Origin of the sequence: Veillonella sp. VA139 (assembly GCF_003992005.1) — a bacterium.
Taxonomy (GTDB): domain Bacteria; phylum Bacillota; class Negativicutes; order Veillonellales; family Veillonellaceae; genus F0422.
In genome coordinates this window covers 42,947-69,410 of sequence record NZ_RQVL01000007.1, presented here as the reverse complement: position 1 = coordinate 69,410, position 26,464 = coordinate 42,947, and the positions used below count along the sequence as shown (strand labels likewise).

Genomic DNA, 26,464 nt, shown 5'->3' with positions numbered 1-26,464 from the left:
ATTGATTATGAAGTACATAGGCTACGTTACGAGTACTCTTTTGATGAAGCTTGTTATACACAGGATAAATTTATGACTTAATACTATCTTGATTTCCAATTACGCCTATGTTTAGTTATTTTTTATGACAAATTAATTTGTGCTTGACATGAAAGTTGCCATTCAGAGTAACTATATCACAGACTTTCTAGTATAACTTGTCACATCAGTGCCAAGTTTTCCATATAACTCTTTTACAGTGATTTCTTGCTTCCTAATCGCTAGTAACTCTTCCTTTGTAACTCCGATAAATGCTAAGAAATCAATGCGTCCATATGGAGTATCTAGAGATTCAAGTTCTTTATCTGGAAATAGTATAAAACCGCTGATATTAGACTTTTGTTCCGTATCCATCACTTCAGTTTGACTTGTATAGACAAACTCATAGGGTTTAAAAATTTCTCCATGCAATATAGTACTTCTAGCAATAGTCTGCAAAACTCCTACTACATTTTTTAATTCTTTTTCTTCATCCTTAAAAGCAGCTTTTTTTAATTTAAAAGTAAACTCCATACCGAACCCACTTTTTGTTTGATCTTTACTTTCTTTATCATACAGCTCAGTTAATCCATAGGTAACATATTTATAATAATCTCCTCCATCATGAATCGTTACTCTATCGAGTGGGTCTATTCCGCCTAAGTCCCAGCGTTCAAGAACCACATAATTTGTATGTAACGAGTCGCTTGGATATACAGATTCTACTTCATTATCTATTGCTTCCATACCATATAGATTCGTTTTTTTAGCAGTTGAAAACGTATTGTCCTCACTCACTTCTTTAGGTTTAATAGTTGCAAATTTATTGTTTGAGTCTTCCAATGTAAAGGTGTACGTATAGTGCTTTTCACCAGTATCATTGTTTCCCTCTGATTCATCGTCGATACTAGAAGTGCTACTAAGTGCACTAACGCCATTCCTTTCCTCGGATTCATCATCGATAATGGAAGCACCACTAACTCCACTAACGCCATTCCTTTCCTCAGACTCTACAGCATCCATGGCAAATGCTCCAAACCAAGTCATCCCCATAATAGCTGTTAATAGTAATACTTTTTTGCTTACTTTCATTGTAACTCCTTTTTCTATGCTTACAAAATAGTCTATATGGCTATTATATCAGACCACTGTTTATCTTTCTACGATATACTTTAATCCTTCTATTCGTTGTAATAACAAATCTTCCATGGCTTTCTTCCTTGTTGACGTAACCAGGTCATGATCTGAATATACTTGTTGTAATAATTCTGGCACTACCCTTATTAAACTATCTATATCCAGATCTCTAATTGGATGTTCAATATATTTGATTTGCTTATCGTGCGTGGTAGTAAATGGCTGTGACCGATAGGTGTAAAAGGGCTTATCCACTGGTATTTTATATTGGTCATACCAAAGGGAATTACCATTATCAAAAATCGGTGCTACACCTAGATACTCTAATGTACTAGAATCTCTTAAAAATCCGAAATTCCCCCAATGCCTATCATCATTGAGAGTTATATAATCCACTAAAATCATGGCAGCTATATCTCGGCGATAATTAGGAATCCGTAACTCTTCACATTGTGCTAATAACGCTTCGTATTTATTGGCTTTTTTATGCAATCGACCAACCACTGACCAGGCAGGAATAAACTCTATACTTTCATTGGTGAAAATAGGACATACACAAACGTATTCACCATTAAAAATTTGTCGCAATTCATACTGTACATAACATATGTTGGTAGTATCTAGCAACTTTGACACAAACACTTCGTTAAATGGTTCAAGTTGCAAAACATTGCCTGCTTTCATCAATAGCAATTGATTATTTTCGCGTATCCACATTTGACGTAGTGAACCATTGACAGATGTATTAGGTGTGACATCATTAAAATTGACATGTTCCTGTTCTCGAATAAAGATAGTCCTTTCCTTAAAAGAATTAGTAAAAAAATTCACATCATTCCAAGATAGATTCTGTTTTATCGGCTTTATCCAATAATGATCCGATACACTTAACTGATACGATTTAATAGACAATTCTAAAGAATCTTCAGCTTCATAGGCCGATAATAATTGTGATAAATTTTTCCGACTATAGGGGATAGACCGATAAGTCATAAATTCATATAATGCCGATTCTTGATTTTGATCAGTATGCATATTTAACGGCTTATGATCTTCATGAATTATACTAATTATCTCTTTAATTTTATGATTCTCTGTCAAAGTCATCGTTAATACAGGCACATCTTTGTGCATTAATACATATTCTTTACCCATCATAGTCCTCCTCTCTATCGTATATAAATGATACCTTAAGTATACGTTGTTTACTAGAAAAAATCTATATATGTCATATATATCGATATTTAGAAATGACTTTTATCACATTTTTAGATTCTATATATTACAATTTAGCATAATTATTATTTGCATATTTATGTTTTTTATCAATATCATCCTTCACAACGTTATCATTATATAGCACTTAATTGATAAAAAATTTACATTTTTGGTGTAGTTTATATATTCCGTATATTTTAACATATTTATAAAATATAAATTCAATAGCACTTAATTAAGAATCTTATAAATACCAATAAAATGATTAATTGATATGCGAAATACATGAAAACATATGCTATTATAAACGCATAGTAAAGGTCTACTATCAACATCATTGTGAAAGGAGTGTATTTTTATGAACACCAGTCCAACTATTGGTAGTAACAACAGTTTTTGGGATCGTAAATTTAATGTAAGGGAGCGCGGTTCCACCATTAAGCGAGAAATCTTTGCAGGTATTACAAGTTTTCTCTGTGTTTCTTATGTGTTAGCAGTGAATCCTATTATTTTGGGGGCTAGCGGTATGAATGAGGGAGCTGTATTCACCGCTACTGCTATCTGCGGTATTATTATTACTTTATTATTAGGTATTTACACGAATATGCCTTATATTGGCATTTCAGGGATGGGAATTAATGCATATTTTGCTTATACTGTCGTCATCCAAATGCACCACACTTTTATGTTCGCATTAACTGCAGAACTCATTGCGGGTCTATTGATTTTACTCATTGCCCTCACACCCATTAAGGATTATATTTTTGAGGCCATCCCCCATAATTTAAAATTAGCTGTCACAGCGGGGATCGGTTTATTCATTGCTTTAATCGGTCTTAGTAGCGTGGGTATCGTAGTATCAAACCAAGGTACAATTATTGGACTTGGCAGCTTTACAGACCCTAATGTCATTATTGCTATTATTGGAATTATTTTAATCACTGCTATGACAGCTCGTGGCATAAAAGGGACGATGTTTATCGCTATCATAGCTTGTGCTATTTTAGGTGTATTCCTAGGTGTAACAAAACTTCCAAATAGTATTCTATCTTTACCGCCTAGTATGGCTCCTGTATTTATGAAATTAGATGTTTCTGAATTATTAACAGCAGATATGTTCTTTGTTGTGTTTACATTCTTATTTGTTAATCTATTTAACATCGTTGGTGTCTTAATCGGTCTCAGTGAACAAGCAGAAGTACCAGAAGCTGATCGTCAACGCGTGAATGGAAATTGTATGAAAGTGGCAGCTCTTGGTACTACAATTGCAGGTCTATTCGGAGCCTCACCACATATTGTAGCAGTAGAGTCCGCTGCTGGTATTGCTGAAGGTGGTCGTACAGGAATTTCAGCTATCACTTCTGCTATATTATTTGTAATAGCCCTATTCTTTGCTCCCCTATTGATGGTAATTCCAGCAGCAGCTACTGCGCCAGTGCTTATTGTGGTTGGTTTATTCATGTTAATGTGCATTAAAGCGATTAATTTTGAAGATATTACCGAAGGCATTCCAGCTTTCTTAACTATTATCATGATGCCTTTCACTTATTCCATCGGTGTTGGTATCGAATGGGGGCTTGTAAGCTATGTAGTAGTAAAACTATTAGCAGGTCGCCAAAAGGATATTTCTGCCATTATGTATGTGCTAGCACTTATCTTTATTGTAAAAGAAATTATGCCATTTATTATGTAATAACAAAGGAGTCGTTTTATGATTAACTATACTATGTATCCACACATGTCTAAGGTCGCCTTAGGCAAAGAAAAAGCAAGCTTAGTATTAAAACATGCTACCATTTTAGATGTGTTTAGTGAAACTTGGGTAGAAACAGATGTAGCTATTGAAAATGGAGTTATTGTGGGTCTTGGTTCTTACGAAGGTAAGGAAGAATTAGATGTACGGGGAAAGTATATTGTTCCTGGTTTTGTAGATAGTCATCTTCATTTAGAATCTACTTTAGTTAACCCTTCTGAATTGATTCATCAAGCTGTACAATTTGGCACCACTACTTTCATCGTCGACCCTCATGAAGCAGGTAATGTAGCTGGTCTCGAAGGAATCCAATTTATCATTGATGAAACAAGCGATGTAGAAGGTCATGTATATGTAATGGCACCTTCTTGTGTACCTGCTATTACTGGAGAAGAAACTGGTTGTATTTTAGAAGCGCCAAAGCTCAGTGAATTAAAACAAAACCCTCGCATTTTAGGTTTAGGAGAAGTAATGGATATTCCTCGTGTAATCAACGGGAATGAACCAATGCTTAGAAAATTAGAAGTCTATGAAGATCGTGTTATTGATGGACACATCATCGGTGTCGGTAATAAAGAATTACAAGCTTTTGTACTAGCTGGTGTTCGCACTAATCACGAAGCTGGATCCTATGAAGAAGCAAAAGCACAAGTGACGGCTGGTGTCCAAGTCTTAATCCGTGAAGGTAGTGCCGCTCATAACTTAGATGCTATCGTAACAGGTATTATTGAAGATGGTGTTTGTTGTGATAAATACTCCTTCTGTACTGATGATAAACACATCGAGGATATCATTGCTAAGGGACATATCAGTTACAATGTGAAACGGTCTATTGAACTTGGTCTAGATCCAATTCAAACCTACAAAATGGCTTCCTATAATGCTTGCGTAGCCTACCATCTTCGTGACCAAGGTGCCATTGCTCCTGGTTATAAAGCTGACCTTATCATTTTAGATGATTACAAAACAGTATCTATCCATGATGTCCTAGTAGGTGGCAAAAATATTTCTCGTACCTATACACACGTTAAAAAGACACCTACTCACCTATTACATACTGTCAACATCGGGGAATTTAAACCATCTCAACTAGATTTACCTGTCACTGGCCCTATGCCAATCATCAATTTAATCCCTGGTACTTTGCTAACAAAGATGACACATGAAGAAGTTCCTATCTCCAACGGTCTTTTCATGGAGAATAATACTTTTAACAAAATTACATGCATTGAGCGTCACCATGCTACAGGTCATAATGGCGTGGGGATTATTAAAGGATATGACATTAAAAATGGTGCTATCGGTACCTCTGTAGCCCATGATGCACACAATGTCATCGTAGTAGGCGATAATGACCGAGATATGCTAGTAGTGATTGAACGACTAAAAGAAATCGGTGGTGGTTATGTCATTGCTAGGGAAGGACAAATCATTGCAGAACTTCCACTTGAAATTATGGGACTCATTACAAATGAAAGCCATGAAGTAGTTGACGCTAAGGTGGCTGAAATGAAAGAAATTGCCTATTCTATGGGGGTAAACCGTGGATTAGACCCTTTTATTAATTTAAGCTTCTTATGCTTAACAGTAATTCCAGAGATTAAAATCACTACAAAAGGAATTGCTATTTTTGGTGAATAATACCTATTTTTATATGTACCCCTTATACCTAGGAGGGACTTCGGCCCCTCCTTCCTTTTTACAATATCTTCTTGTACAGCAGTAGTCCACATACTTAGTATAGAAACAATATATTTCCCATGTAATTTAATCGTTCAATATATTATGACATGCAGAAAAGCAGCCCTCAAAAGGACTGCTTTTCTTTTCATTGTATATGATTGTGATACACAGTTATTTAGAACATGCATCTAATAGGTATGCAATACCGATGAATGGAATGCCTGCACGTTCGCCTAAACCAATTTCACAGGTGGAGCTAGAGCTTACTCCTAGTGTAGCTCCGTACTCTTTCACTTCATCTCCCAAATCGCGTGTAGCGGAATGGTTCAATTCTGGTGTAAAGAAACCTTTTTGTCCTGCAAAACCACAGCATGCAAAGGATTTAATATTGAATACTTCATCAGTACATGCACGTGCGATAAGTTCAATATATTTTTCTTTACCCACTTTTTTGATTTTACATTGTTTATGAACAATAACTCGTTCCTTACATTTCACAATATCTAATTTAGGCACGATATGAGTATACAAAAATTCAGATACATCAAGAATCGTAACAGATTTGATATGTTTGAAAGCATGAGAGAAACATGCAGAATGATCAATAACTACTGGATATACTCCACCACAGCTTGCTTCTAATAAAGCATTTTCTAAATCACGTAATGCTCGTTTATCAATGTCTTCATAGTTTTCAAAACTTAATCCACAGCATAAATTTTCAATATGAGGTGGATAGATCACATTATAGCCTGCTTTTTTGCACAAGTTTTCCATAACTTGTTGTAAGCTACGTGTATCTTTTTGGCCTTGGTTTGGTTTGAATGCACGGTTTGCACAAGTACTGAAGTACACCACATTGTCGTTGCCCACTGTATTACGTTGGTTTTTCAAAGTATGACGGTTTGCTTTTGGTAATGTCGTTGGGGCATATGGGGTCACACCTGTTAAATCGTGAGCCCCTTTTGTAATTTTAGAGATTAACTTATTAGTAATCACTTTACCTGCTGCACCACCTAATGTCACACCCATACGAGCTGCTGCCAAGGTAGCTGGGAAATTGTCATAGATAGCTTCCGCAATACCGTGGCCTTTTGCAGTTACTTTACGAACGGACAAAGCAATTTGTGCTGTATCAATACCTAGTGGACATAACATGGAGCACATAGAGCATGCTGCACATGTATCCACACCATAATATTGATAGCCTTCTGCTAATGCATCGGCTTCAGCATGTTTACCTTCTTGACGAAGGCGTGTTTCTTCACGCACTAAGGAAATACGTTGACGTGGTGTTAATGTTAAGTTTTTCGATGGACAGTTCTTTTCACAGAAACCACATTCTATACACATATTATATAATGGGTCGATGGCTGCCATCGCTTTTAGATTCTTTTTATATACATCTGGGTCATCTGTAATGATAACATCAGGGTTGATTAAATAATTAGGATCAAATAATTCTTTGATACGGCGGTTAACTTGGTATGCTTTCACACCCCACTCTAATTCTACGAATGGAGCCACCATACGGCCAGTACCATGTTCCGCTTTAATACTACCTTCAAGAGCTGCCACGCGCTCCGCCATTTCTTTCACAAGGCCACTGAAATTATCTCGCTCTCTAGGATCGTTCAAATCTGGAGTGATGATAAAGTGTACGTTACCACTTAAAGCATGACCGAAGATGATACCATTATCCATAAAGTCATAGGTATGGAACAATTCAGTGATCAATTCAATACCTTTTACGAAATCTTCAATTTTAAAACATACGTCTTCAGTAATAACTGTAGAACCGGATTTACGTTGACCAGCGGCAATTGGTAACAAGCCTTTACGGATATACCACCAAGAATTATACTCTGCTGGATCTGTGGAATACAAGCTAGGAATAATGGTTGGAATATCTTTTAATTGGTTTTTAATATATTCTACTTGTTCAGCTAATTCTTGTTCATTGTTACTTTCAGATTGGAACAAGATACAGCTAGTTCCCTCAGGCACCCCACGTACGAAATCAGGCACTTGCTCAAGGTTTTGTACACTCTTCAAGCTAAGATAATCCATCATTTCCGCAGATACTACGTATTTACGCCCCATATTCGCTAAGGTAACAACCGCACGAGATGCATCAGACAATTCTTTGTAGAAAACAAGACCGCAAGCTTTGAACTTTTTGTCTTCTACTGTGTTATACACCACTTCAGATACAAAGCCTAATGTACCTTCAGAACCGATGAAAATGTGGTTCAAAATATCTACGATATCTTCAAAGTCAACTAATGTATTAATGGAGTAGCCTGTTGTATTTTTAATTTTAAATTTGCGTTGGATTAATTCCACTAATTCAGGGTCATCAAAAATCCATTTACGAAGATCCAATAAACCATTTACAAGGTCAGCACGGGAACTTAGAAATGCTTGTACACTGGCAGCATCGCTAGTATCTAAAATAGTGCCATCCACTAGTACCACACGAACAGATTTCACTGTTTGATAAGAGTTTTCCACGGTACCACAGCACATACCGGAAGAGTTATTATTAAACATACCTCCTATTAAAGCACTAGCAATCGTCGCAGGATCGGGGCCAATTTTACGACCATAAGGAAGTAATTTTTCATTCGCATCAGAGCCAATAACACCACAGTCACAACGCAACGCTTTGCCCCCATCGAGAACTTCCATCCGTTTAAATCCATCATTGGCAACAATTAATACATTATCACTGGATGCTTGACCAGATAAAGAAGTTCCTGCTGCTCTAAATGTAACTGGTGTACCATAGCGGTTAGCTAGTGCCAATAAGCGCACTACTTCTGCTTCATTGTTTGCTTTTACCACTACCTCTGGCACATAGGAATAACAAGATGCATCGACGCCATAAGCATAGCGATGTAAAAAATCAGTAAATACTCGTTCAGGGCATACAGCCTGTGCTTCTGTAGAAAAAGAAGCAAAATCGTAACGTAACGGTGCTTTCATAATCGGACCTCCTGGCATTACTATATGTAGTATTATTTACAACTTTGAACCACTCGTTCAAAAAGACATAGCATTCTATGTCTTAACAATAGTGTATCATATGAGTAGAGTTTAGTAAATTACATAAATTAGTTTTTATGATATTTGCTATGAAAAAAAAGCATAATTATTTTACAAATTAATTTTTATTTTATATAATAGAAAATAAATGAAAGTAGGTGAAAACATGCACGTTTTAGGTGAACACGTTTTAATTGATTTATATTCTTGCATCGATGAAAAAATAGAATCTCCTGCTGTATTACAAGATGCTATTGTAAATGCCTTAGCAATTACCAATCAATGTGTCGAGGAAATTGATTGCCAAATTTTAGAAGATGAAATCTTCTTGGTAGCCGTATCTCATCACTGCCATGTAATTCTTCATGCATATCCACAATTAGGCTATGTAGCAGCAGATGTATATACATTTGAAAAATCTGTAGAACCAAAAGTAATTATGAAAGAGTTACAACGTTCTGTGGGTTCTGAAAAAGTAAAGGCTACTAGCATCCGTCGTGGTGACTTCGGTAATGAAAGAGATATGAAACCGCGCAAGCGTACTTCTCTCACTGCCATGGGTAGAGTGACACGCACTCGTACTCGATTGACTAAAACAGGTAAAAGCATTACTTCTAAAGGCGTGAAAGCAATCAAAAAAGTAATGGGCAACAACAAATAACACCGAACATAATAACGGCTAGGACCAATTTGGACCTGGCCGTTCTTTTGTTCGGTAGTATACTTTACTATAGAAAGAGGCTGAACCCCGTATATGTACACTGGGTTCAGCCTTTCTGTTGAAATATATCTGTATTCCATTATAAGTGTAACGATAATTGTCTACCGCTCGGTTTGTAAGCAGTGATTCGAACTCCAGCAGTTTGAAACAATCGTTTTGATGCTTGCACTTCTCGTGTATCTTTGTAATCATCACGCCAATAAATCACTTCTTTAATGCCACTTTGAATAATTGCTTTCGCACACTCATTGCAAGGAAATAAAGTGACATAGATTTTACTACCTTCTAAAGAACCACCACGATAATTTAATATGGCATTCAATTCACTATGAACAATATAAAAGTATTTATTATCTTCATCCCGATTACGATTCCAGGAGAAATCATCATCATCACAACCTAAGGGCATACCATTGTATCCGATAGATAAAATTTTATTATCATCACTAACAATGCAAGCACCTACTTGTGTATTGGGATCTTTCGAGCGTTGCCCTGCTAACATAGCAACGCCCATAAAGTATTCATCCCAGCTAATATAGTCCTTACGTTTTTCCATAGGAAACTCCGTCTTATTTGACCACAATATTAATTAATTTTTTAGGCACTACAATGACTTTTACAATCGTTTTACCTTCTGTAAACTCTTGTACACGTGGCAATGCTTTTGCAGCTGTTTCTAGTTCTTCTTTAGATAAAGAAACGGATACTGTCAATTTATCACGCACTTTACCATTCACTTGCACTGCCACTTCTACCTCGTCTACTACTAGAGCAGATTCTTCATAAGTAGGCCAGGATGCAGCATGAACGGAACCTTCAAATCCACATTCATGCCAGATTTCTTCTGTAATATGAGGAACAAATGGAGCTAACAACAATGTTAATTTTTCAACTAATTCGTTTGCTAAATCGCTTTGTACTGATTCATGGTTGTCTTTGAATTGGTACATAGCATTCACCAATTCCATAACAGTACTGATAGCTGTGTTAAAGTTGAATTTACCATCTAAGTCTTCTGTTACTTTTTTAATAGCACGATGTAGTTCACGGCGTAATGCAGTTTCATCTTTGGATAAGCTATCATGATGTCCAGACGCACCTAATTGTTGATACGTATCGATAATACGCCATACACGACCTAAGAAACGATAGGAACCTTCTACGCCTTGGTCGCTCCAATCTAAATCACGATCTACTGGTGCTGCGAATAGAATGAATAAACGTGCTGTATCGGCACCGTATTTAGCAATGATTTCTTCTGGAGATACTACATTACCTTTAGATTTAGACATTTTAGAACCTTCTTTTAACACCATACCTTGTGTTAATAATGCTTTGAAAGGTTCATTTACTTCTACTAAACCAATATCATGTAACACTTTTACAAAGAAACGTGCATATAATAAGTGCAAAATCGCATGTTCAATGCCACCAATATATTGGTCTACATTCATCCAGTATTTTGCGATTTCTTTGTTGAATACTTCTTTATCATTACGAGCATCTGCATAGCGTAAGAAATACCAAGAGGAATCAATAAATGTATCCATCGTATCAATTTCACGTCGAGCAGGACCACCGCAGCATGGACATGTCGTGTTTAGGAAATTTTCAGATGTAGCTAATGGAGAAATAGCACCACCATCAAAGGATACATCTTCGGGAAGTTTTACCGGCAATTGATCTTCTGGAACCAATTGTTCTCCACATTTGTCACAATATACCACTGGAATTGGACAGCCCCAATACCGTTGACGAGAAATCAACCAGTCACGAAGACGGAAGTTTGCAGTTTTACGACCAGTACCTTGTTCAGTGAAGTAATCACCTAATGCTTGGCGTGCTTCTTCGGAAGTTTTGCCACTGAAGTCGCCGGAGTTCACCAATATACCATCTTCAGTGAATGCTGTATCTAAAGATGCAAAATCCAAATCTTGTGCTGTATTTTGGATAACCCAATTCACAGGTAAATTATATTTTTTCGCAAAGGCATAGTCTCTTTCATCATGAGCTGGAACACCCATAACAGCACCAGTACCATAATCCGCTAGTACATAGTTAGCAATCCAAATTGGCACTTCTTTACCTGTTATAGGATGTGTCGCATAAGAACCTGTGAACATACCTACTTTTTCTGCTTCTGTAGAAGTACGCTCAATATCACTTTGGTTTCGTAAGGCTTCAATGAAAGTTTCAAGCTCAGCTTTGTTGGATGCATCTTGAATCAATTCTTTTACATATGGATGCTCAGGAGCTAACACCACATAGGACACACCAAATAATGTATCTACCCGTGTTGTGTACACTTCAAAGGATTTATCAATTTTAGGCACATGGAACGCAAATTGTGTACCTTCACTACGACCAATCCAATTACGTTGCATTGCTTTTACACGGTCTGGCCATTGATCTAAGGTATCCAAATCATCTAGCAAACGATCTGCATAATCTGTAATTTTAAAGAACCATTGTTTTAAGTCCTTTTTCACTACATCATTATCACAACGCCAACATTTACCATCAATAACTTGTTCATTAGCTAATACTGTATGGTCATGTTCACACCAATTTACTTTGGCTTCTTTTTTATAGGCCAAGCCTTTTTTATAAAATTGTTGAAATATCCACTGTGTCCAACGATAGTAATCTTCTTTACAAGTCGCAACTTCACGGCCCCAATCATAGGATAAACCCAACTCTTTTTGCTGACGTGTCATGTTGGCAATATTATCTAATGTCCAATCTTTAGGAGACACACCATTTTTAATCGCTGCATTTTCTGCAGGCATACCGAAGGCGTCCCATCCCATTGGATGTAATACATTGAATCCTCGCATTTTTTTGAAACGTGCCACTACATCACCAATCGAATAGTTACGCACATGTCCCATATGTAAGTTCCCAGATGGGTATGGGAACATTTCTAACACATAATATTTTTCTTTACTTGGGTCATACTCTGTTTTAAACACTCCAGACTCTTCCCAATATGTTTGCCATTTCTTTTCGATGTCTTGCGCCACGTATTTTTCGTACATGCTATGCCTCCTTAATTGTATGTATTAATACATTTAAATATACTCCAAGTCTTAGTCTTTAGGCAAAGACTTTTTTTCTTTTGTAACCGTTACAACACCTGTTTCATCAGTGTCTTTATGCATTTTCTTAAACTGTAACACAATTTCTTTACCGTCTTTAGAAATCTTTGTCACTTCTGAAGTATCTGTATGTTTAGATTTTTTCTTCTTATCTTTTTTCTTATCTTTCTTTTTCTCTTGTTTTTTTACTTCTTTTTTATGATCTTTTTTGTCTGAAATTGCTTTTCCCTTTTTAGTACTATTTGTATTAGCATCATCTAGAGCAAAACTCAGCACCGGCCATACATCACTAGCTTCAAAACCTTTACGCCAAGCCGCTACGCCTGCAAGTTGTAATTCTTTCACAAGTCCTAACTTATAGCTTAACGACTGTGGATCTTCAAACCAGATCTTAGTTAGTGTCCCCTCATATGGTTTCTTTTCATCATAAATACCATAGACACCATTTTTATTCGTCAACGTTAAATAATTACCTTTTAAATGATTATCCCAACGCATCACATCTCTGTACTCACGTTCTAAATCAAGGGCTCTTGTCATCGCTAGTGTTTTACTTTTTGCTTTTCCTTCCCAAGAACTTTTCACTGGTACAGACCACTCACGCATATAGAATGGAATACCCAGTACGAGTTTTGATGCTGGTACTTCTGAAAGCATCTGTTCCGCATGACTACGCACCCATGGGTAAGATGCCACAGGTCCCGGTGTATCACTAGATGCCCAAGTTTCATCGTATGCCATGAGTACCACATAATCCACAGAATCAGCATAAGATTTACGATCATAGACTAAAGACCAATTTTCACTATTAGAGTAACCCGTTACATCTATGGAACTATGTAGATTATAGTCCCGCAAGCCTTTTGCTAAGAAGTCAACGAATTTGGTTAGTTGCTCTTTATCCTTGTAATGCACATTTTCAAAGTCAAAATTATACCCATCATAACCGTATTCTACAGCATAATTGATAAGTCCTTGTTTATACCGTTCCCACTGTGATTCGTTGTTCAAAATTTGGCTAGTCATATCGGGGTCGAACTGGTTCGTAATGAGCGGCCACACACGATATCCCTTTTCCTTGTATCCATTCACGTACTCATAGGATAGCTTGCTACTTGGTTTCAAACCCGTCGTATCTAACTCAAACAGACTAGGAGACATAATAGATGTACCCTGTTGTACATATTTCTTCTCATACGCAGTATCTGACACAATGGGATCAAATACCATAGTGATGGGTAATGTAACTTCTTGCTTTTTAGGGACAAACAACATAGGACCCATATATTGTGTAGATTCCACTGCTGTGGTTGTATTAGAAAGTGCTGGAAAAGGAATATGGATTGTAGCCTCTACTATTTGATAAGAAGCAAACAAACTACATGCAGATATTCCTAGCACCATATGTTTCATAAAATGTAAGTGTTTCATAAGCGCTCCTTTTAACTTTTTTATTATATCACATTCAGCCTATATATTGGGAACACTATACTAATTCTCTAAAATTTATGGTACACTACAAAAGTAGGAATATTAAAAATCTATGTAATAGAAATATTAGGAGGTACTATGTATCAATATTTATTTTTTATAGGAGGCTTTCCAGTAAGAGCCTACGGATTACTTCTCGCCTTAGGTATTATTAGCGCTGCCATTGTAGGCTACTTCATTATGAAAAAAGATGGTCGTGGATGGGAAAAACATATGGTAGATTTCACCATTACTGTTGCTATAGCTGGTATCATCGGTGCTCGACTATGGGATGTATTCTTCTTTGACTGGGGATACTATCACAACCATTTATTAGAAATTCCTTATGTATGGCAAGGTGGTATGGCTATCCAAGGTGGTGTACTGTTAGGTGCTATTGCTGGCATTTATTATTTAAAAAAGCAACATGTAGATCCATGGGCCTTTGCTGATTTATTTGCACCAGCTCTAATGGTGGGTCAATCTGTAGGTCGCATGGCAAATGTCATGAATGGTGATGCCTTTGGTCACCCTACTGGGGGAAACTTTGGTATTCTCTATCCAGAAACTACCTTGGCATACCGCACCTATGGTAATCAACCATTATGGCCTGCTGAAATATGGGAAGGTCAAGTAGATATTATTTTATTTGTTATCTTACTCTTAGCTAATGTATTCCCACATAAAAAAGGGCAAATCTTCTGCTTATATGCATTCTTGTATTCCGGCTTACGATTTTTCTTAGAATACTTACGTGGCGATTATGTCAACCTTACATTAGGCTTTAAATCGGCACAGGTTACAAGCTTAATTGTCATGGCTGTCTCCTTCGGGATTTGGCTATACCTTCACTACAAGGGAACAACAGATACACATATATTCCCTACAGGAAAAGGTAAAAAAGGAAAATAATGATGTATTAGTTTCAACACAAAGTGATGCCTATATAAACTAACTAATAACAACTCTATAACAAATACAAAGAGGAAAGAAAGCTCATACCGCCTTCTTTCCTCTTCTTCGTATGTATTAATGTTTCAAACACTACAAATTTCTTTTTTTCTGATTTTCTGTTTTAATGGGTGTCTAATTTCATTATACAATTAAACTTCTAGTATCTGTGTATAACTAACGCACATTACCTAGCAGGTACAATACTATTCATTAAGACAGTAACTCTTCTGCTACAATTAATGCCTCTAGTTCTTCTAATGCACGTTGAGCAATTAATGCATTTTTTTCTTTTTTCTTACGTACTTTAGCTCCCCAAGGTTCCATGATACCGAAATTGACATTCATTGGTTGGAAATTTGAACCTTCATAAGCACTAATATAATGGCTTAACCCACCAAGTGCGGTTGTTTTAGGGAATGTAACAAATTCTTTGCCATGCAACATACGCGCCACTTGGATAGCTACCATCATACCTGCAGCTGCTGATTCTAAGTAACCCTCCACACCTGTCATTTGACCAGCAAAGAACAATCGCGGATCAGAACGTAATTGGAATGCTTGGTTCAGCAGTTCTGGAGAGTTAATATATGTGTTACGATGCATGACGCCATAGCGAATAAATTCAGCATTCTCTAACCCTGGAATCATTTGGAATACTCGCTTTTGCTCGCCCCATTTTAAATGCGTTTGAAAGCCTACTAAGTTGTACATAGTGGCTTCTTTATTTTCCTTGCGCAACTGCACTACTGCATGCCACTCAATATTGTTCCGTGGATCTACAAGACCAACTGGTTTCAAAGGGCCATAGCGCAATGTATCTACTCCTCGAGATGCCATAATTTCTACAGGCATACACCCTTCAAAATAGATTTCTTTTTCAAAATCTTTTGGCTGCACTACATCGGCTGTAGTTAGCGCTTCATAGAAAGCATCATATTCTTCTTTCGTCATAGGGCAATTCAAGTAATCTGCATCCCCTTTATCATACCGTGAGGCTGCAAATACTTTATCGTAATTCAAAGACTCTGCTGTTACAATCGGCGCTGCTGCATCATAGAAATAAAAATCTTTTGACCCTGTTAATTCTTTAATCTTAGCACCCAGTGCTTCTGATGTTAAAGGACCACTAGCAAAGATTACAATACCTTCACTAGGAATCTCTGTGACCTCTTCATGAATCACGGTGATTAAAGGGTGTTCTTTAATACGTTCTGTGACCCTTTTGCTAAAAGCATGACGATCTACGGCCAAAGCCCCACCTGCTGGAACTTGAGTGGCATCAGCAGATTCCATGATTAAAGAGTCTAAGCGACGCATTTCTTCTTTCAAAAGCCCCACTGCATTTTCTATCGTATTCGCACGCAAAGAGTTAGAACATACTAACTCTGCAAATTGATCTGTATGATGAGCCGGTGAAGACACTTTGGGACGCATTTCATATAAGTGCACAGGGATACCACGCTTAGCCAGTTGATAAGCTGCCTCAGATCCGGCAAGACCAGCTCCAATAATAGTTACAAAATCTTTCATTCTTTATCTTCTTTCTTTGTTCTAGTTTTACGTTTTGGTCTTGTTTCACAGTCAGGGTTGGAACAAAACTCTTTTTTATTGCCATTTTTATATATTTTTTCAGCCATTAAGCTACCGCAAACGGGACAAGTTTTATCAATAGGTTTATCCCACATTGTAAAATCGCAAGATGGATACCCTTCACAACCATAAAAAACACGACCCCTCTTAGATTTACGTTCTAAAATCTCATGAGATTTACATTTAGGACATGTCACTCCTGTGCTAACTGTAATAGACTTAATATTTCGACAATCTGGAAAGTTAGAACATGCTAAATATTTACCATAAGGCCCTAGTTTATAGACCATATCATGCCCACATTTTTCACAAAGGGTGCCACTCTTCTCTGCTTCCAATTCTATTTTCTCAGCCGATTCAGCTGTGTATAATTCTTTCTCGAAACTTTCATAAAATGAATGGATAACCGCTTCATAAAAGTTAGTCCCTTGTGCAATATGATCTAAATCTTCCTCCATAGAGGCAGTAAATTTCATATTAATGAACTTTTCAAAGTGAGTTGTTAAAAATTCCACCACCGCAAATCCTAAATCAGTAGGAATAAACTGTTTATCCTTACGCTCCACATAATTCCGTTTTAAGATTGTATCAATGGTAGCTGCATACGTGCTTGGGCGACCAATTCCTTGTTCTTCTAATACTTTAATAAGACCTGCCTCAGAATAACGACTTGGAGGTTGCGTAAAATGCTGTATACCATCCATAGAGACAGGCATAATAGCTTGCCCTTCTTCTAGGGCTGGCAATATATGTTCATCTTCTTTTTTAGCATCCTCATAGACTTCTGTAAAGCCTTTAAATACTACACGATTCCCAGAAGCTTTCAATGTATACTCATCTACATGAAATTGCATAGTTATCGTTTCACTTTTCTGTGGAGCCATTTGACTCGCTAAGAATCGATTCCAAATCAAGGTGTATAATTTTAACTCATCACTAGATAGATAGGATGCTACCGCTTTAGGTGGTAATTCCAACATAGTGGGACGAATTGCTTCATGCGCATCTTGAGCATTTGCTTTCACTCCAAATACATTTGGTTTACTAGGATAAAACTCCTTCCCAAAGGTCTTAACTATATAAGATTTAGCTGACTCTTGCATTTCATTTGATACCCGAGTGGAATCCGTACGCATATAGGTAATCAAACCCACATGACCATAGCCACCAATTTCTTTACCTTCATATAAATGTTGCGCTGCAGACATAATGCGTTTCGCATTCATATTCAGTTTCCGTACACCTTCTTGTTGCATCGTAGACGTCGTAAAGGGAGCAGGTGCTTTACGACTACGTTGTTTTGATTGTACAGAACTAACTACACTTTCACGACCACGAATAACACTTAATACTGCTTTACTTTCTATTTCATTAGAAATTGTTAGCTTTTCATCGCCTTTGTGAGTCACTACCACATCAAATTGTTCATTCTTAGCTGTTTGATACACACCTTCGATGGTCCAGTATTCTTCTGGTATAAACGCTTGAATTTCTCGTTCCCGATCGCAGATAATTCGTACAGCTACAGATTGCACACGTCCAGCACTAAGTCCCTTACAAATCTTTTTCCACAACAAAGGGCTTAATTTATAACCTACAATACGGTCCAATACACGACGAGCCTGCTGTGCATCCACCATATGCATATCAATCGGTCTAGGTGTTGTCATCGCCTCTTGAATAGCATGTTTCGTAATCTCATTGAAAGTCACCCGACATGGCGTAGTACCATCTATATTTAAAATATGTGCTAAATGCCAAGAGATGGCCTCTCCTTCACGGTCAGGGTCAGTTGCCAAATACACAGCCTTCGCCTTATCTGCTTCTTTACGCAAATCTTCAATAACAGCCTTTCTACCTGGTACATTCAAATATCTAGGTAAAAACCCATTAGTAATAGAAACACCCATTTGCATTTTAGGTAAATCCCGTAAATGGCCCATGCTAGCTTTTACCACATAGTCATCACCTAGAAACTTCTCTATAGTTTTCGACTTTGCTGGAGATTCTACGATAATTAAGGTTTTTCCATCCTTGTTGAAAGTCCGTTTATGTTCCATGGTAATCGGTTCTGGACGCATCACCAAAGGTCTAAGCTCTAGTGCTTTGGTACTTGATTTGATAGTTTCTTTTGCGTCTTTGTCTTTTTTCTTCTCCCCTGTAACGAAGGATCTCGTAATGGCCAAAAATCTTCCTCCTCTAAGTATGTAGCACGTACCCCTGAGAGGTATGTGTAATCATTTGTTTTAGTTCTAACTGTAATAGCAATGTATGAAGATTGGATAACGACAATTGCGTAGTATGTACTAGTTCTTCCATCGTTGTAGTTCCACCTGGATTCATAGCATCCAACAGGCGTTGCTCTTCTTCATTCAATGCGTTTACTGTATCACTATCCATGTTACTATACTTTTCGACTTTTTGCCAACCATATTCATGCAATACTTGTTCTGGATCTGTTAATACTGTTGCACCTTGTTGAATGAGCCAATGATTTCCATCACAAGTATGAGTCAACACATTACCAGGTATGGTAAACACATCTCTCCCTTCATTTATCGCCATATCAGCCGTAATCAAAGATCCGCTACTAGCTTTTGCCTCCACCACAATAGTGCCTCTCGTCATACCGCTAATGATTCGATTCCGTAAAGGAAAGTGATGGCTCTTTGCCTGTATATGTGGTCCATACTCAGATAGTAATAGTCCATCTTTCTCTAAAATTTCTAAAAATAAATTTCGGTTTGTTCTTGGATAGATGACATTTAAACCACATCCCATGACAGCAATCGTTGGAGTTTGCCCTTGTAAAGCCCCTTCATGGCTAGCACGATCGATCCCCATGGCACCACCACTGACAATGATAATGCCTAGATTAGATAAAGCACGACCAAAATGTCTAGCTACTTGTACACCATAGGTAGAGCACTTTCTAGCACCCACCATCGCCAAAGACCGATCCATATGCTGCAACACTTCTATATTTCCACGTCCATACAACACTCGGGGACTATTATAAATTTCTAATAAAGATTTGGGATAGTAAGGAGATTCCCAAGTAATCACTTCCATATGACACCGCTCTAAATCTTCTTCTAATTGTAATAGAAAGCTTTCATTAATAGGGCGACGAATTTCATCAAACAATTCATATTTACAACCTAATGATGGTTCTACACTATGATGTAACACATGGTGCCAAGCTTCCTTAGCACTTTCATAATAGGTAAATAAATTACCTAAACTAGCATTTCCCAATCCCACCACATGTTGGAGAGCGCTCGCATAGATTTCATCTTTCATTTACAATCCCTCCTGTACTTGCCGATAACTCAAAGCTTCTGCTACATGGTCCGTTAAAATCTCCTCAGATTCTGCTAAATCAGCAATCGTTCTTGCTACCTTGATGATGCGGTCATAACTACGTAAACTCAAATGCAATGTAGTAAACGCTGAATCTAATAATTCCTTAGCTTGCTCTGAAAGTTTCCCATAGGTTTCAATATCACTATGGCTTAAATGTGAGTTCACACCAATATTCGTTCCTTTGTATCTTTCGCTTTGCATAGCTCTAGCGCGGATGACACGTTTTCGTACTTCCTCTGTACTAACTTCATCCTTAGGTGCATATATCTCTGTTAAGGTCGGTCGTTCTACTGGTACTACTAAATCCATCCTGTCTAAAATAGGACCTGATAATACTCGTTGGTATCTTTGAATTTGAGTGGCTGTACAAGTACATCGATGATCTTCTTCCGTTCCAAACCATCCGCATGGACATGGGTTCATAGCCATGACAACAATACAATCACTAGGATAGGTGGTGGCCATTCCAATGCGTGCAATATGTACTTGCTGTTCTTCTAAGGGTTGTCGCAACACCTCAATAACAGGCCTACGAAACTCTGGTGCTTCATCCAAGAATAAAACACCTTTATGAGCCAATGTAATCTCTCCAGGCTTAGGTGGCTGTCCCCCGCCTGACATAGCTACTAAAGTGCTAGTATGATGGGGACTTCGAAACGGTCTTTCTTCCATTAATCGACCACTTTTTAATAAGCCCATCACACTATAAATACGGCTTACTTCTAATTGTTCCTCCCGTGAAAGTGGTGGCAATAAAAACGGCAATCGTTTAGCTAACATAGTCTTACCCGACCCTGGAGGTCCTGTCATGAGTAAATGATGACCACCCGCAGCAGCTATCTCTAAAGCTCGTTTCCCCATGACTTGCCCCTTCACATCTCGTAAGTCTAATCGTTCTGTCCTACCTTTTGATGGTCTCTTAGAAGGCTGAATAGGCAAGGTTTCTTTCTTCTCAGGATGCTTTACTAGTTCTACCACTTCAGAGAGTGTGGACAATCCATACACAGTCATAGAGGATCCACTAGTAGCCTCTTCATAATTTCCCATAGGAACAATAATATCTTCTACATTAGAAATATAGCTATGGTCATCCCCTAACTCCTGATTTGTTACGCCCATCACCATAGATAACATCCCCATCACTGGTTGCAAAGACCCATCCAAAGATAGCTCTCCTATAAATACATGATGATTCCAATGGATAATTTGTTTTTTCTTCTGTTTTCCTGACTCTTGAGCTGCTAAAATCCCCATAGCAATAGCTAAATCTAGGGATGAACCGTCTTTGCGAATATGTGCGGGTGCTAGATTGACCACGATGCGCTTCATGGGAAACTCAAAGCCACCATTCTTGATAGCTGATCGAACTCTCTCTTTTGCTTCTTTCACAGAGGTCGTTGGTAACCCCACAATATCAAAGCTTGGTAACCCGGGGCTAATATCTACTTCCACAGTCACCACATAGCCATCAATACCACTCACACAGACTCCGTAGGTTTTTGCATACATGATACTCCTCCCATCTTATAAGTGACACGCTTTCATGTGCCGTAACTCATGATCTCCTACTTGAGGTATATATACCTCTATCACATCAAATCGTATAGACTCATACTCGATATCTCGTGTTGCCAAAAACATAGATATAACATGGCGTATGTGTTGCTTCTTTTTCCAATGCACCGCCTCACAGGGCATTCCATAGGTTTTGGTCCGTCTCGTTTTCACTTCTACCACAATGAGTATATTCTCTGTTTTAGCGATAATATCTACTTCCCCAAACCGATAGCGTATATTTCGTTCCAATACATCATAGCCTTGGCTCTTCAAATAATGGGTAGCTAGATCTTCTCCGTATCTTCCTAATTCAATATGATTCATAGGCACCTCCTTAGTTCTACATTACTTTCATTATGAAAGGATGTAAACTATGCACCCCACACTGTTAGGAGTGTGCTATACCAAGAGTGTTATAATCCATTAAAATAATTAGATGTAAGACCATGAGTTGAATAAAAAATATAATACTAAGGTCTAGGGAAGCTTTATTTATCTCTAACCTAGTTATTTTTTTGGTTATAGAAAAAATGAGTTATTAGACTAGTTACTAGCTTTTTTGTAATATAAAAAGCACCCTTATAGAGTCCGTTCTATAAGAATGCTTTTCATATATCTATTTCATTTTTTATACGCAACATCTGCGTTCATATGTTTAATGCTCGTATAGCATTAGTATACAGTTTTAAATGAAAGTATTTTCCACATATGTGAATCACAATACGTATCTGCATAGACTAATCACTGTAAAACTAAGATCTATATCTCTTCAACCGATTTACCTGCCACAATGGATTTAATTGGTTCAAAACTATGACGATGCAATAGTGTAATTCCTAGGTCTTTAATAGCTTGCTTATGCACATCTGTATAATATCCTTTGTGAATGGCAAAACCAAATCCTGGATACTCTTCGTCCATGGATTCCATGAAGCGGTCCCGTGTTACCTTCGCTACAATGGAGGCAGCCGCAATGGATGCACTTTTAGAATCCCCTTTAATCAAAGATTCTACAGGTACCTTTAAATCTGGTAATTTCATGGCATCAGATAGCACAGCTTCTGCCTGTACAGGCAAATTGCGTATGGCTTCGTACATGGCTTGTCGTGTAGCTTCATATATGTTCAGTGTATCGATCTTCTCTGCCTCATAAGACACGCAGTGTACAGCTACTGCTACCTCCATAATTTGATCAAATAAGGTATCACGCTTTTCTGGAGTCAACTTTTTAGAATCATTCAGGCCTACTAGCTTGCAATGAGGCGGCAAAATAACAGCGGCTACTGTCACAGGACCTGCAATAGGACCTCTACCCACTTCGTCTACACCCGCTACTAAGAATTTTCCTTCTTCATAGAAACTATCTTCATAGGCATACATAGCTTCTAACCGTTGTTGCTCTTCTAAGACCTTTTTCTGTTTTCGTAAATACACACCAGCTGCGTTCTTCACAGATTCACGAGAATCTTCTAATGCCCATTGTACATAGTCAAAAGGGCATTCTCCTTGCAATAATTCTTTAATTTCTTTTACTTTCAACTGGTGAAAGTCATTCTTCGTCAACATAGTACGGCTCCTCATCGACGCCATCAAAGGTAATATATCCCAACTTGTTATTGCGGTAATCGGTTAAAATCACACGACGTACCTTATCATAATCTACGACACCACCACTCACTAAGCAACCACGACGACGACCAATTGCCTCTAGCATTGTATCTACGGATGTCCGCTCTTCTTCCGTCAATTTATAGCGTTCATATAATAATGTCGGTTCATGCTCTTCTAGATATGCCAACAACTGCTTAATAACAGAATCTAAGTCATACACATCATCAGAAATAGCCCCTGTCATTGCCAACCGTGCAGCTGCTCGTTGGTCTTCAAACTTAGGCCACAACACACCTGGCGTATCTAATAGCTCCAAATTTTTACCTACTTTTACCCATTGTTGACCCCGTGTATGACCTGGTTTATTGGCAGTTCTTGTCGCAGCAGAACCAGCCAATTTATTGATTAATGTAGATTTACCTACATTGGGTATCCCTAGAATCATAGTACGTACTGTACGACCTTTGATACCTTTTTTTAACCATCTATCTATAATTGGTTGCGCTAAAGATTCTACAGTTTTTACTAACTGTTTATTACCCTTGCCATTTTTAGAATCAATAGCAATAGCATGAATACCTTCATTTTTGAAAAATTCAATCCATTCTTTTGTAGCTTTTGGATTTGCCAAATCGCATTTATTTAAAATCACTACATGTGGCTTATCTCCGATCAATTCTCGGATGACTGGGTTGGCACTACTCCGTGGAATACGCGCATCTAATAATTCGATAACCACATCTACTTTCTTTTTATGTTCCGTAATCATGCGAGTGGCTTTGGCCATATGGCCTGGGAACCACTGCACGACTGGAAAAATTTCTTGACTCATACTTCACCTATTCGTCTATTATTTGTATTATACAATTATTTTAATCAGTCTATTCCCATGCAATTCTTATATCTATCATGGTACTACTATCAAATTACATCATTTCTGTGAAAGTATGTACCTAGCACTATGACAAGATTTGTAATAGACATCAAATTGTATGGTTATTGCAATAGGAAATAAAAAAAGGCTAGCCATAGACTTACGTCTCATGGCTAACCCTTTTAAATTAGCGTTTTTCGCGAATACGAGCAGCTTTACCAGTAAGGCTACGTAAGTAGTACAATTTAGCACGACGAACGATACCGCGACGAGTTACTTCGATTTTTGCTAGACGTGGGCTGTGAAGTGGGAATACACGTTCAACACCAACGCCAGAAGCGATACGACGAACTGTGAAAGTTTCACGAACGGAACCACCTTGACGGTTGATTACTAAACCTTCGAAAACCTGAATACGCTCACGGCTACCTTCCACAACTTTTACGTGTACTTTTACAGTATCACCAGCGCGGAACTCAGGAATGTCAGAGCGAAGCTGTTCTTTTTCTAATACATCAATAATATTCACGATTTTTTCCTCCTATTTTGCAGACGTTCATTACTTACACCTTATAAGCAGAGGACCATCTCAAATTAACAGTATTATTCTATCATAAATGAAAGTTTTTATGCAAGAGGGAAATTATAAAATTTGAAGCACTTATTTCAAATTTGTTTCCATCTCCCAATAAACTGGAATTATCATTTTAGTACTTAAGTATATAAAATCCCCATACATTATTACTAAATTCACCGGCAGCAAATTTATGAAGTTCATCGTTAATATACACAACATAAATAGGAAACCTACAACTCTGATGATATAGCGGATCCGTTACTGATACGTATTCCCCTGTTTCATGCCAGTCATACTCAAAAATATTTGTATCAAACAGAATTGCATTCCCTTCTATACCTGTAATTTCATATTGCCATGTCATTTGTTTGCATTTTTTCAATCTTATTTACTCCTCTTAAAACTGGAATTCGGCAAGATGTTAGCTCTATATTTTAGTTTTTGATCTTTTTTATCATATCTAAATACAATTTCTTGCCACCATCATTATTAGCTAAATCATGTTTTGTTTGTAAAAAAGAAATTACTTCTTTTTTGTATTCTTCAGGGACATTTTGGATATTTTGATTAATAATATGGACCAAATTTTGATGTGCAATTTTTTTTGGTGTCATTTTTTGCATACTCATAAAGCATTTCCATTTATCAGGGTAATATTTAAAATGTTTTAAACGCGGTAAATAGTTAGAAACATAGCCTGCAAGTCCTTTTTTATAAGCATTTGATAAAATAAATTTATAAATTTCAGTGCTTTCTTCAAGTTGGTATCTTAGTATCATATTTCCCAAAATAGATATGATATTCAATAGTATTTTTTCATTATCTGAATAATTAAGTGCTATCTGTAAAAGTTCCTCAGCAAATTTGTCATCTTTAAAATACGGAGAATAGTATAATGACATTTCATCTCTAGGTGTTTTTTCAAATAACTTAAGAATATTAACTACTTCTATTTCCGTTTTCATTTTCCAGTTTTTAATCTCTACTTGAAGTAATCGAATATCATTTATTTTTTTCTTGATCTTGAATGGAATATTTTCACTCATGACTCCCTCTTTTAATATTTTACATTTTATTCAAGCTCTTCCTCTGATATTAGCATTCCTATAAATTCTTCAAAATTATTTGCAAGGACTTGAACTTCATAATCATATTCCTGAAAACAAACGGATACTTTGGGTTCTCCATCTTTTCCACATTCACGATAATCTAAATAGATCATATCATGTCCACCAGATTCTGTATCTACAATAATAATACCTATATCTCGTGGATATTCCCATTCCTTAAACCAAAATTCATTTCCAAATTTTCCAAATAAAGAGTTGCGCTTCTTACCCCCTATTCCAAAAAATCCAGCAAGCCCAATTGTGTTTACCTCATTTCATTTAGCATATTCATTAAACCAGTATTCTTTTTTTGGAGCACCACCATTTTGTATTTTCATAAGTTGAATATAAGACTGAGGCAATTTGAGCCCTAATTTATTTTCATAAAATGCTATTATTTCATCAGTTAATGGTTCTTCTACATAGTTTTCGGTATAGTATTCATGACTATTCCAAAAATCCTTTAAATCACTATTTTCAAACATTGTTAGTCCCTCTTCTTCCATGCTCTCCCTCCGTTGCTTAATACATATATACCTATCCAACAATAGTTGCTTCTTTGACGATCAGATTGTCAAAATCCATGGTAATTATTTTTTCGGTCATGTCCATGTGCTTCAACCGTATAACCACTTACTGACATGGTTGTTCCCTCCCTACACAAATTTTTCTAAATG

Annotated in this window: 20 protein-coding genes and 1 pseudogene; 4 read left to right on the top strand and 17 right to left on the bottom strand. The window is 37.2% G+C overall.

Features of this window, described 5'->3' with window-relative positions; all coding sequences use genetic code 11:
* Window positions 1–171 precede the first annotated feature (171 nt).
* Both EO125_RS09985 and EO125_RS04180 read right to left on the bottom strand, forming a co-directional pair.
* A complete protein-coding gene (locus EO125_RS09985) occupies window positions 172–1,110 on the bottom strand; it encodes a suppressor of fused domain protein (RefSeq protein ID WP_206168363.1) in 939 nt (312 codons plus the stop codon).
* Window positions 1,111–1,170: 60 nt separating this feature from the next.
* Entirely contained in the window at window positions 1,171–2,289 is a 1,119-nt protein-coding gene (locus EO125_RS04180; RefSeq protein ID WP_164726433.1) for a hypothetical protein, read from the bottom strand.
* 442 nt (window positions 2,290–2,731) lie between these two features.
* Between EO125_RS04180 and EO125_RS04175 the strand changes: the two genes are divergently transcribed.
* The gene (locus tag EO125_RS04175) at window positions 2,732–4,066 is read left to right on the top strand and encodes an NCS2 family permease (protein WP_127147792.1); all 1,335 of its coding nucleotides are present in this window, start codon (window positions 2,732–2,734) and stop codon (window positions 4,064–4,066) included.
* A gap of 18 nt (window positions 4,067–4,084) precedes the next feature.
* Window positions 4,085–5,767, top strand: coding sequence for an adenine deaminase (ade, locus tag EO125_RS04170; RefSeq protein ID WP_240630434.1), 1,683 nt, complete (start codon window positions 4,085–4,087; stop codon window positions 5,765–5,767).
* Between the two features lie 213 nt (window positions 5,768–5,980).
* Here ade and EO125_RS04165 read toward each other — a convergent pair whose 3' ends face one another.
* The gene (locus EO125_RS04165) at window positions 5,981–8,797 is read right to left on the bottom strand and encodes an FAD-binding and (Fe-S)-binding domain-containing protein (protein ID WP_127147791.1); all 2,817 of its coding nucleotides are present in this window, start codon (window positions 8,795–8,797) and stop codon (window positions 5,981–5,983) included.
* A gap of 226 nt (window positions 8,798–9,023) precedes the next feature.
* Between EO125_RS04165 and EO125_RS04160 the strand changes: the two genes are divergently transcribed.
* Complete coding sequence (locus EO125_RS04160) at window positions 9,024–9,518, top strand: S-adenosylmethionine decarboxylase family protein (RefSeq protein WP_164726432.1); 495 nt, start codon at window positions 9,024–9,026, stop codon at window positions 9,516–9,518.
* Window positions 9,519–9,657: 139 nt separating this feature from the next.
* On the opposite strand, the gene EO125_RS04155 is transcribed toward EO125_RS04160, so the two are convergent.
* From EO125_RS04155 to EO125_RS04145, 3 genes are read right to left on the bottom strand one after another with little or no spacing between them, the layout of a single operon-like run.
* The gene (locus tag EO125_RS04155; protein WP_127147789.1) at window positions 9,658–10,137 is read right to left on the bottom strand and encodes a dCMP deaminase family protein; all 480 of its coding nucleotides are present in this window, start codon (window positions 10,135–10,137) and stop codon (window positions 9,658–9,660) included.
* Between the two features lie 13 nt (window positions 10,138–10,150).
* Entirely contained in the window at window positions 10,151–12,619 is a 2,469-nt protein-coding gene (leuS, locus tag EO125_RS04150; protein ID WP_127147788.1) for a leucine--tRNA ligase, read from the bottom strand.
* A 51-nt stretch (window positions 12,620–12,670) separates the two neighbouring features.
* The gene (locus tag EO125_RS04145) at window positions 12,671–14,110 is read right to left on the bottom strand and encodes a glycosyl hydrolase family 18 protein (RefSeq protein ID WP_127147787.1); all 1,440 of its coding nucleotides are present in this window, start codon (window positions 14,108–14,110) and stop codon (window positions 12,671–12,673) included.
* Window positions 14,111–14,248: 138 nt separating this feature from the next.
* Here EO125_RS04145 and lgt point away from each other — a divergent pair, with 138 nt between their 5' ends.
* Window positions 14,249–15,061: a prolipoprotein diacylglyceryl transferase gene (gene lgt, locus EO125_RS04140; RefSeq protein WP_127147786.1), complete on the top strand. Its 813-nt coding sequence runs from the start codon at window positions 14,249–14,251 to the stop codon at window positions 15,059–15,061.
* A 252-nt stretch (window positions 15,062–15,313) separates the two neighbouring features.
* Here lgt and trmFO read toward each other — a convergent pair whose 3' ends face one another.
* From trmFO to EO125_RS10040, 11 genes and pseudogenes are all read right to left on the bottom strand, one after another.
* Window positions 15,314–16,633 (bottom strand): methylenetetrahydrofolate--tRNA-(uracil(54)-C(5))-methyltransferase (FADH(2)-oxidizing) TrmFO, encoded by a 1,320-nt coding sequence (gene trmFO / locus EO125_RS04135; protein WP_127147785.1) that lies wholly within the window; start codon window positions 16,631–16,633, stop codon window positions 15,314–15,316.
* Window positions 16,630–18,879: a type I DNA topoisomerase gene (topA, locus tag EO125_RS04130; RefSeq protein ID WP_370447286.1), complete on the bottom strand. Its 2,250-nt coding sequence runs from the start codon at window positions 18,877–18,879 to the stop codon at window positions 16,630–16,632. Before topA ends, trmFO begins: the two co-directional genes overlap by 4 nt.
* Before the next feature lie 13 nt (window positions 18,880–18,892).
* Window positions 18,893–19,996 (bottom strand): DNA-processing protein DprA, encoded by a 1,104-nt coding sequence (dprA, locus tag EO125_RS04125; RefSeq protein WP_127147784.1) that lies wholly within the window; start codon window positions 19,994–19,996, stop codon window positions 18,893–18,895.
* Entirely contained in the window at window positions 19,997–21,568 is a 1,572-nt protein-coding gene (locus EO125_RS04120) for a YifB family Mg chelatase-like AAA ATPase (RefSeq protein ID WP_127147783.1), read from the bottom strand.
* Window positions 21,569–21,583: 15 nt separating this feature from the next.
* Window positions 21,584–21,940, bottom strand: coding sequence for a YraN family protein (locus EO125_RS04115; protein WP_127147782.1), 357 nt, complete (start codon window positions 21,938–21,940; stop codon window positions 21,584–21,586).
* A 435-nt stretch (window positions 21,941–22,375) separates the two neighbouring features.
* On the bottom strand, window positions 22,376–23,179 hold the full coding sequence (locus EO125_RS04110; protein WP_127147796.1) for a ribonuclease HII: 804 nt from the start codon (window positions 23,177–23,179) through the stop codon (window positions 22,376–22,378).
* On the bottom strand, window positions 23,166–24,059 hold the full coding sequence (gene ylqF / locus EO125_RS04105) for a ribosome biogenesis GTPase YlqF (RefSeq protein ID WP_127147781.1): 894 nt from the start codon (window positions 24,057–24,059) through the stop codon (window positions 23,166–23,168). The genes EO125_RS04110 and ylqF overlap by 14 nt, the downstream gene beginning before the upstream one ends.
* Window positions 24,060–24,288: 229 nt before the next feature.
* Window positions 24,289–24,630 carry a 50S ribosomal protein L19 gene (gene rplS / locus EO125_RS04100; protein WP_062402893.1) on the bottom strand — a complete coding sequence of 114 codons (342 nt, stop codon included), beginning with the start codon at window positions 24,628–24,630 and terminating at the stop codon, window positions 24,289–24,291.
* 178 nt (window positions 24,631–24,808) lie between these two features.
* Window positions 24,809–25,060: a hypothetical protein gene (locus EO125_RS04095; protein ID WP_127147780.1), complete on the bottom strand. Its 252-nt coding sequence runs from the start codon at window positions 25,058–25,060 to the stop codon at window positions 24,809–24,811.
* Window positions 25,061–25,112: 52 nt separating this feature from the next.
* On the bottom strand, window positions 25,113–25,724 hold the full coding sequence (locus EO125_RS04090) for a hypothetical protein (RefSeq protein ID WP_127147779.1): 612 nt from the start codon (window positions 25,722–25,724) through the stop codon (window positions 25,113–25,115).
* Between the two features lie 26 nt (window positions 25,725–25,750).
* Window positions 25,751–26,272 (bottom strand): annotated as a pseudogene (locus EO125_RS10040) (SMI1/KNR4 family protein).
* Window positions 26,273–26,464: the final 192 nt, after the last annotated feature.

Excerpts from the sequence above, each read along its gene's own strand:
- EO125_RS09985 (WP_206168363.1), bottom strand. The coding sequence starts at position 1,110 with ATGAAAGTAAGCAAAAAAGTATTACTATTAACAGCTATTATGGGGATG.
- EO125_RS04180 (WP_164726433.1), bottom strand. The coding sequence starts at position 2,289 with ATGCACAAAGATGTGCCTGTATTAACGATGACTTTGACAGAGAATCAT.
- EO125_RS04175 (WP_127147792.1), top strand. The coding sequence starts at position 2,732 with ATGAACACCAGTCCAACTATTGGTAGTAACAACAGTTTTTGGGATCGT.
- ade (WP_240630434.1), top strand. The coding sequence starts at position 4,085 with ATGATTAACTATACTATGTATCCACACATGTCTAAGGTCGCCTTAGGC.
- EO125_RS04165 (WP_127147791.1), bottom strand. The coding sequence starts at position 8,797 with ATGAAAGCACCGTTACGTTACGATTTTGCTTCTTTTTCTACAGAAGCA.
- EO125_RS04160 (WP_164726432.1), top strand. The coding sequence starts at position 9,024 with ATGCACGTTTTAGGTGAACACGTTTTAATTGATTTATATTCTTGCATC.
- EO125_RS04155 (WP_127147789.1), bottom strand. The coding sequence starts at position 10,137 with ATGGAAAAACGTAAGGACTATATTAGCTGGGATGAATACTTTATGGGC.
- leuS (WP_127147788.1), bottom strand. The coding sequence starts at position 12,619 with ATGTACGAAAAATACGTGGCGCAAGACATCGAAAAGAAATGGCAAACA.
- EO125_RS04145 (WP_127147787.1), bottom strand. The coding sequence starts at position 14,110 with ATGAAACACTTACATTTTATGAAACATATGGTGCTAGGAATATCTGCA.
- lgt (WP_127147786.1), top strand. The coding sequence starts at position 14,249 with ATGTATCAATATTTATTTTTTATAGGAGGCTTTCCAGTAAGAGCCTAC.
- trmFO (WP_127147785.1), bottom strand. The coding sequence starts at position 16,633 with ATGAAAGATTTTGTAACTATTATTGGAGCTGGTCTTGCCGGATCTGAG.
- dprA (WP_127147784.1), bottom strand. The coding sequence starts at position 19,996 with ATGAAAGATGAAATCTATGCGAGCGCTCTCCAACATGTGGTGGGATTG.
- EO125_RS04120 (WP_127147783.1), bottom strand. The coding sequence starts at position 21,568 with ATGTATGCAAAAACCTACGGAGTCTGTGTGAGTGGTATTGATGGCTAT.
- EO125_RS04115 (WP_127147782.1), bottom strand. The coding sequence starts at position 21,940 with ATGAATCATATTGAATTAGGAAGATACGGAGAAGATCTAGCTACCCAT.
- ylqF (WP_127147781.1), bottom strand. The coding sequence starts at position 24,059 with ATGAGTCAAGAAATTTTTCCAGTCGTGCAGTGGTTCCCAGGCCATATG.
- EO125_RS04090 (WP_127147779.1), bottom strand. The coding sequence starts at position 25,724 with ATGAGTGAAAATATTCCATTCAAGATCAAGAAAAAAATAAATGATATT.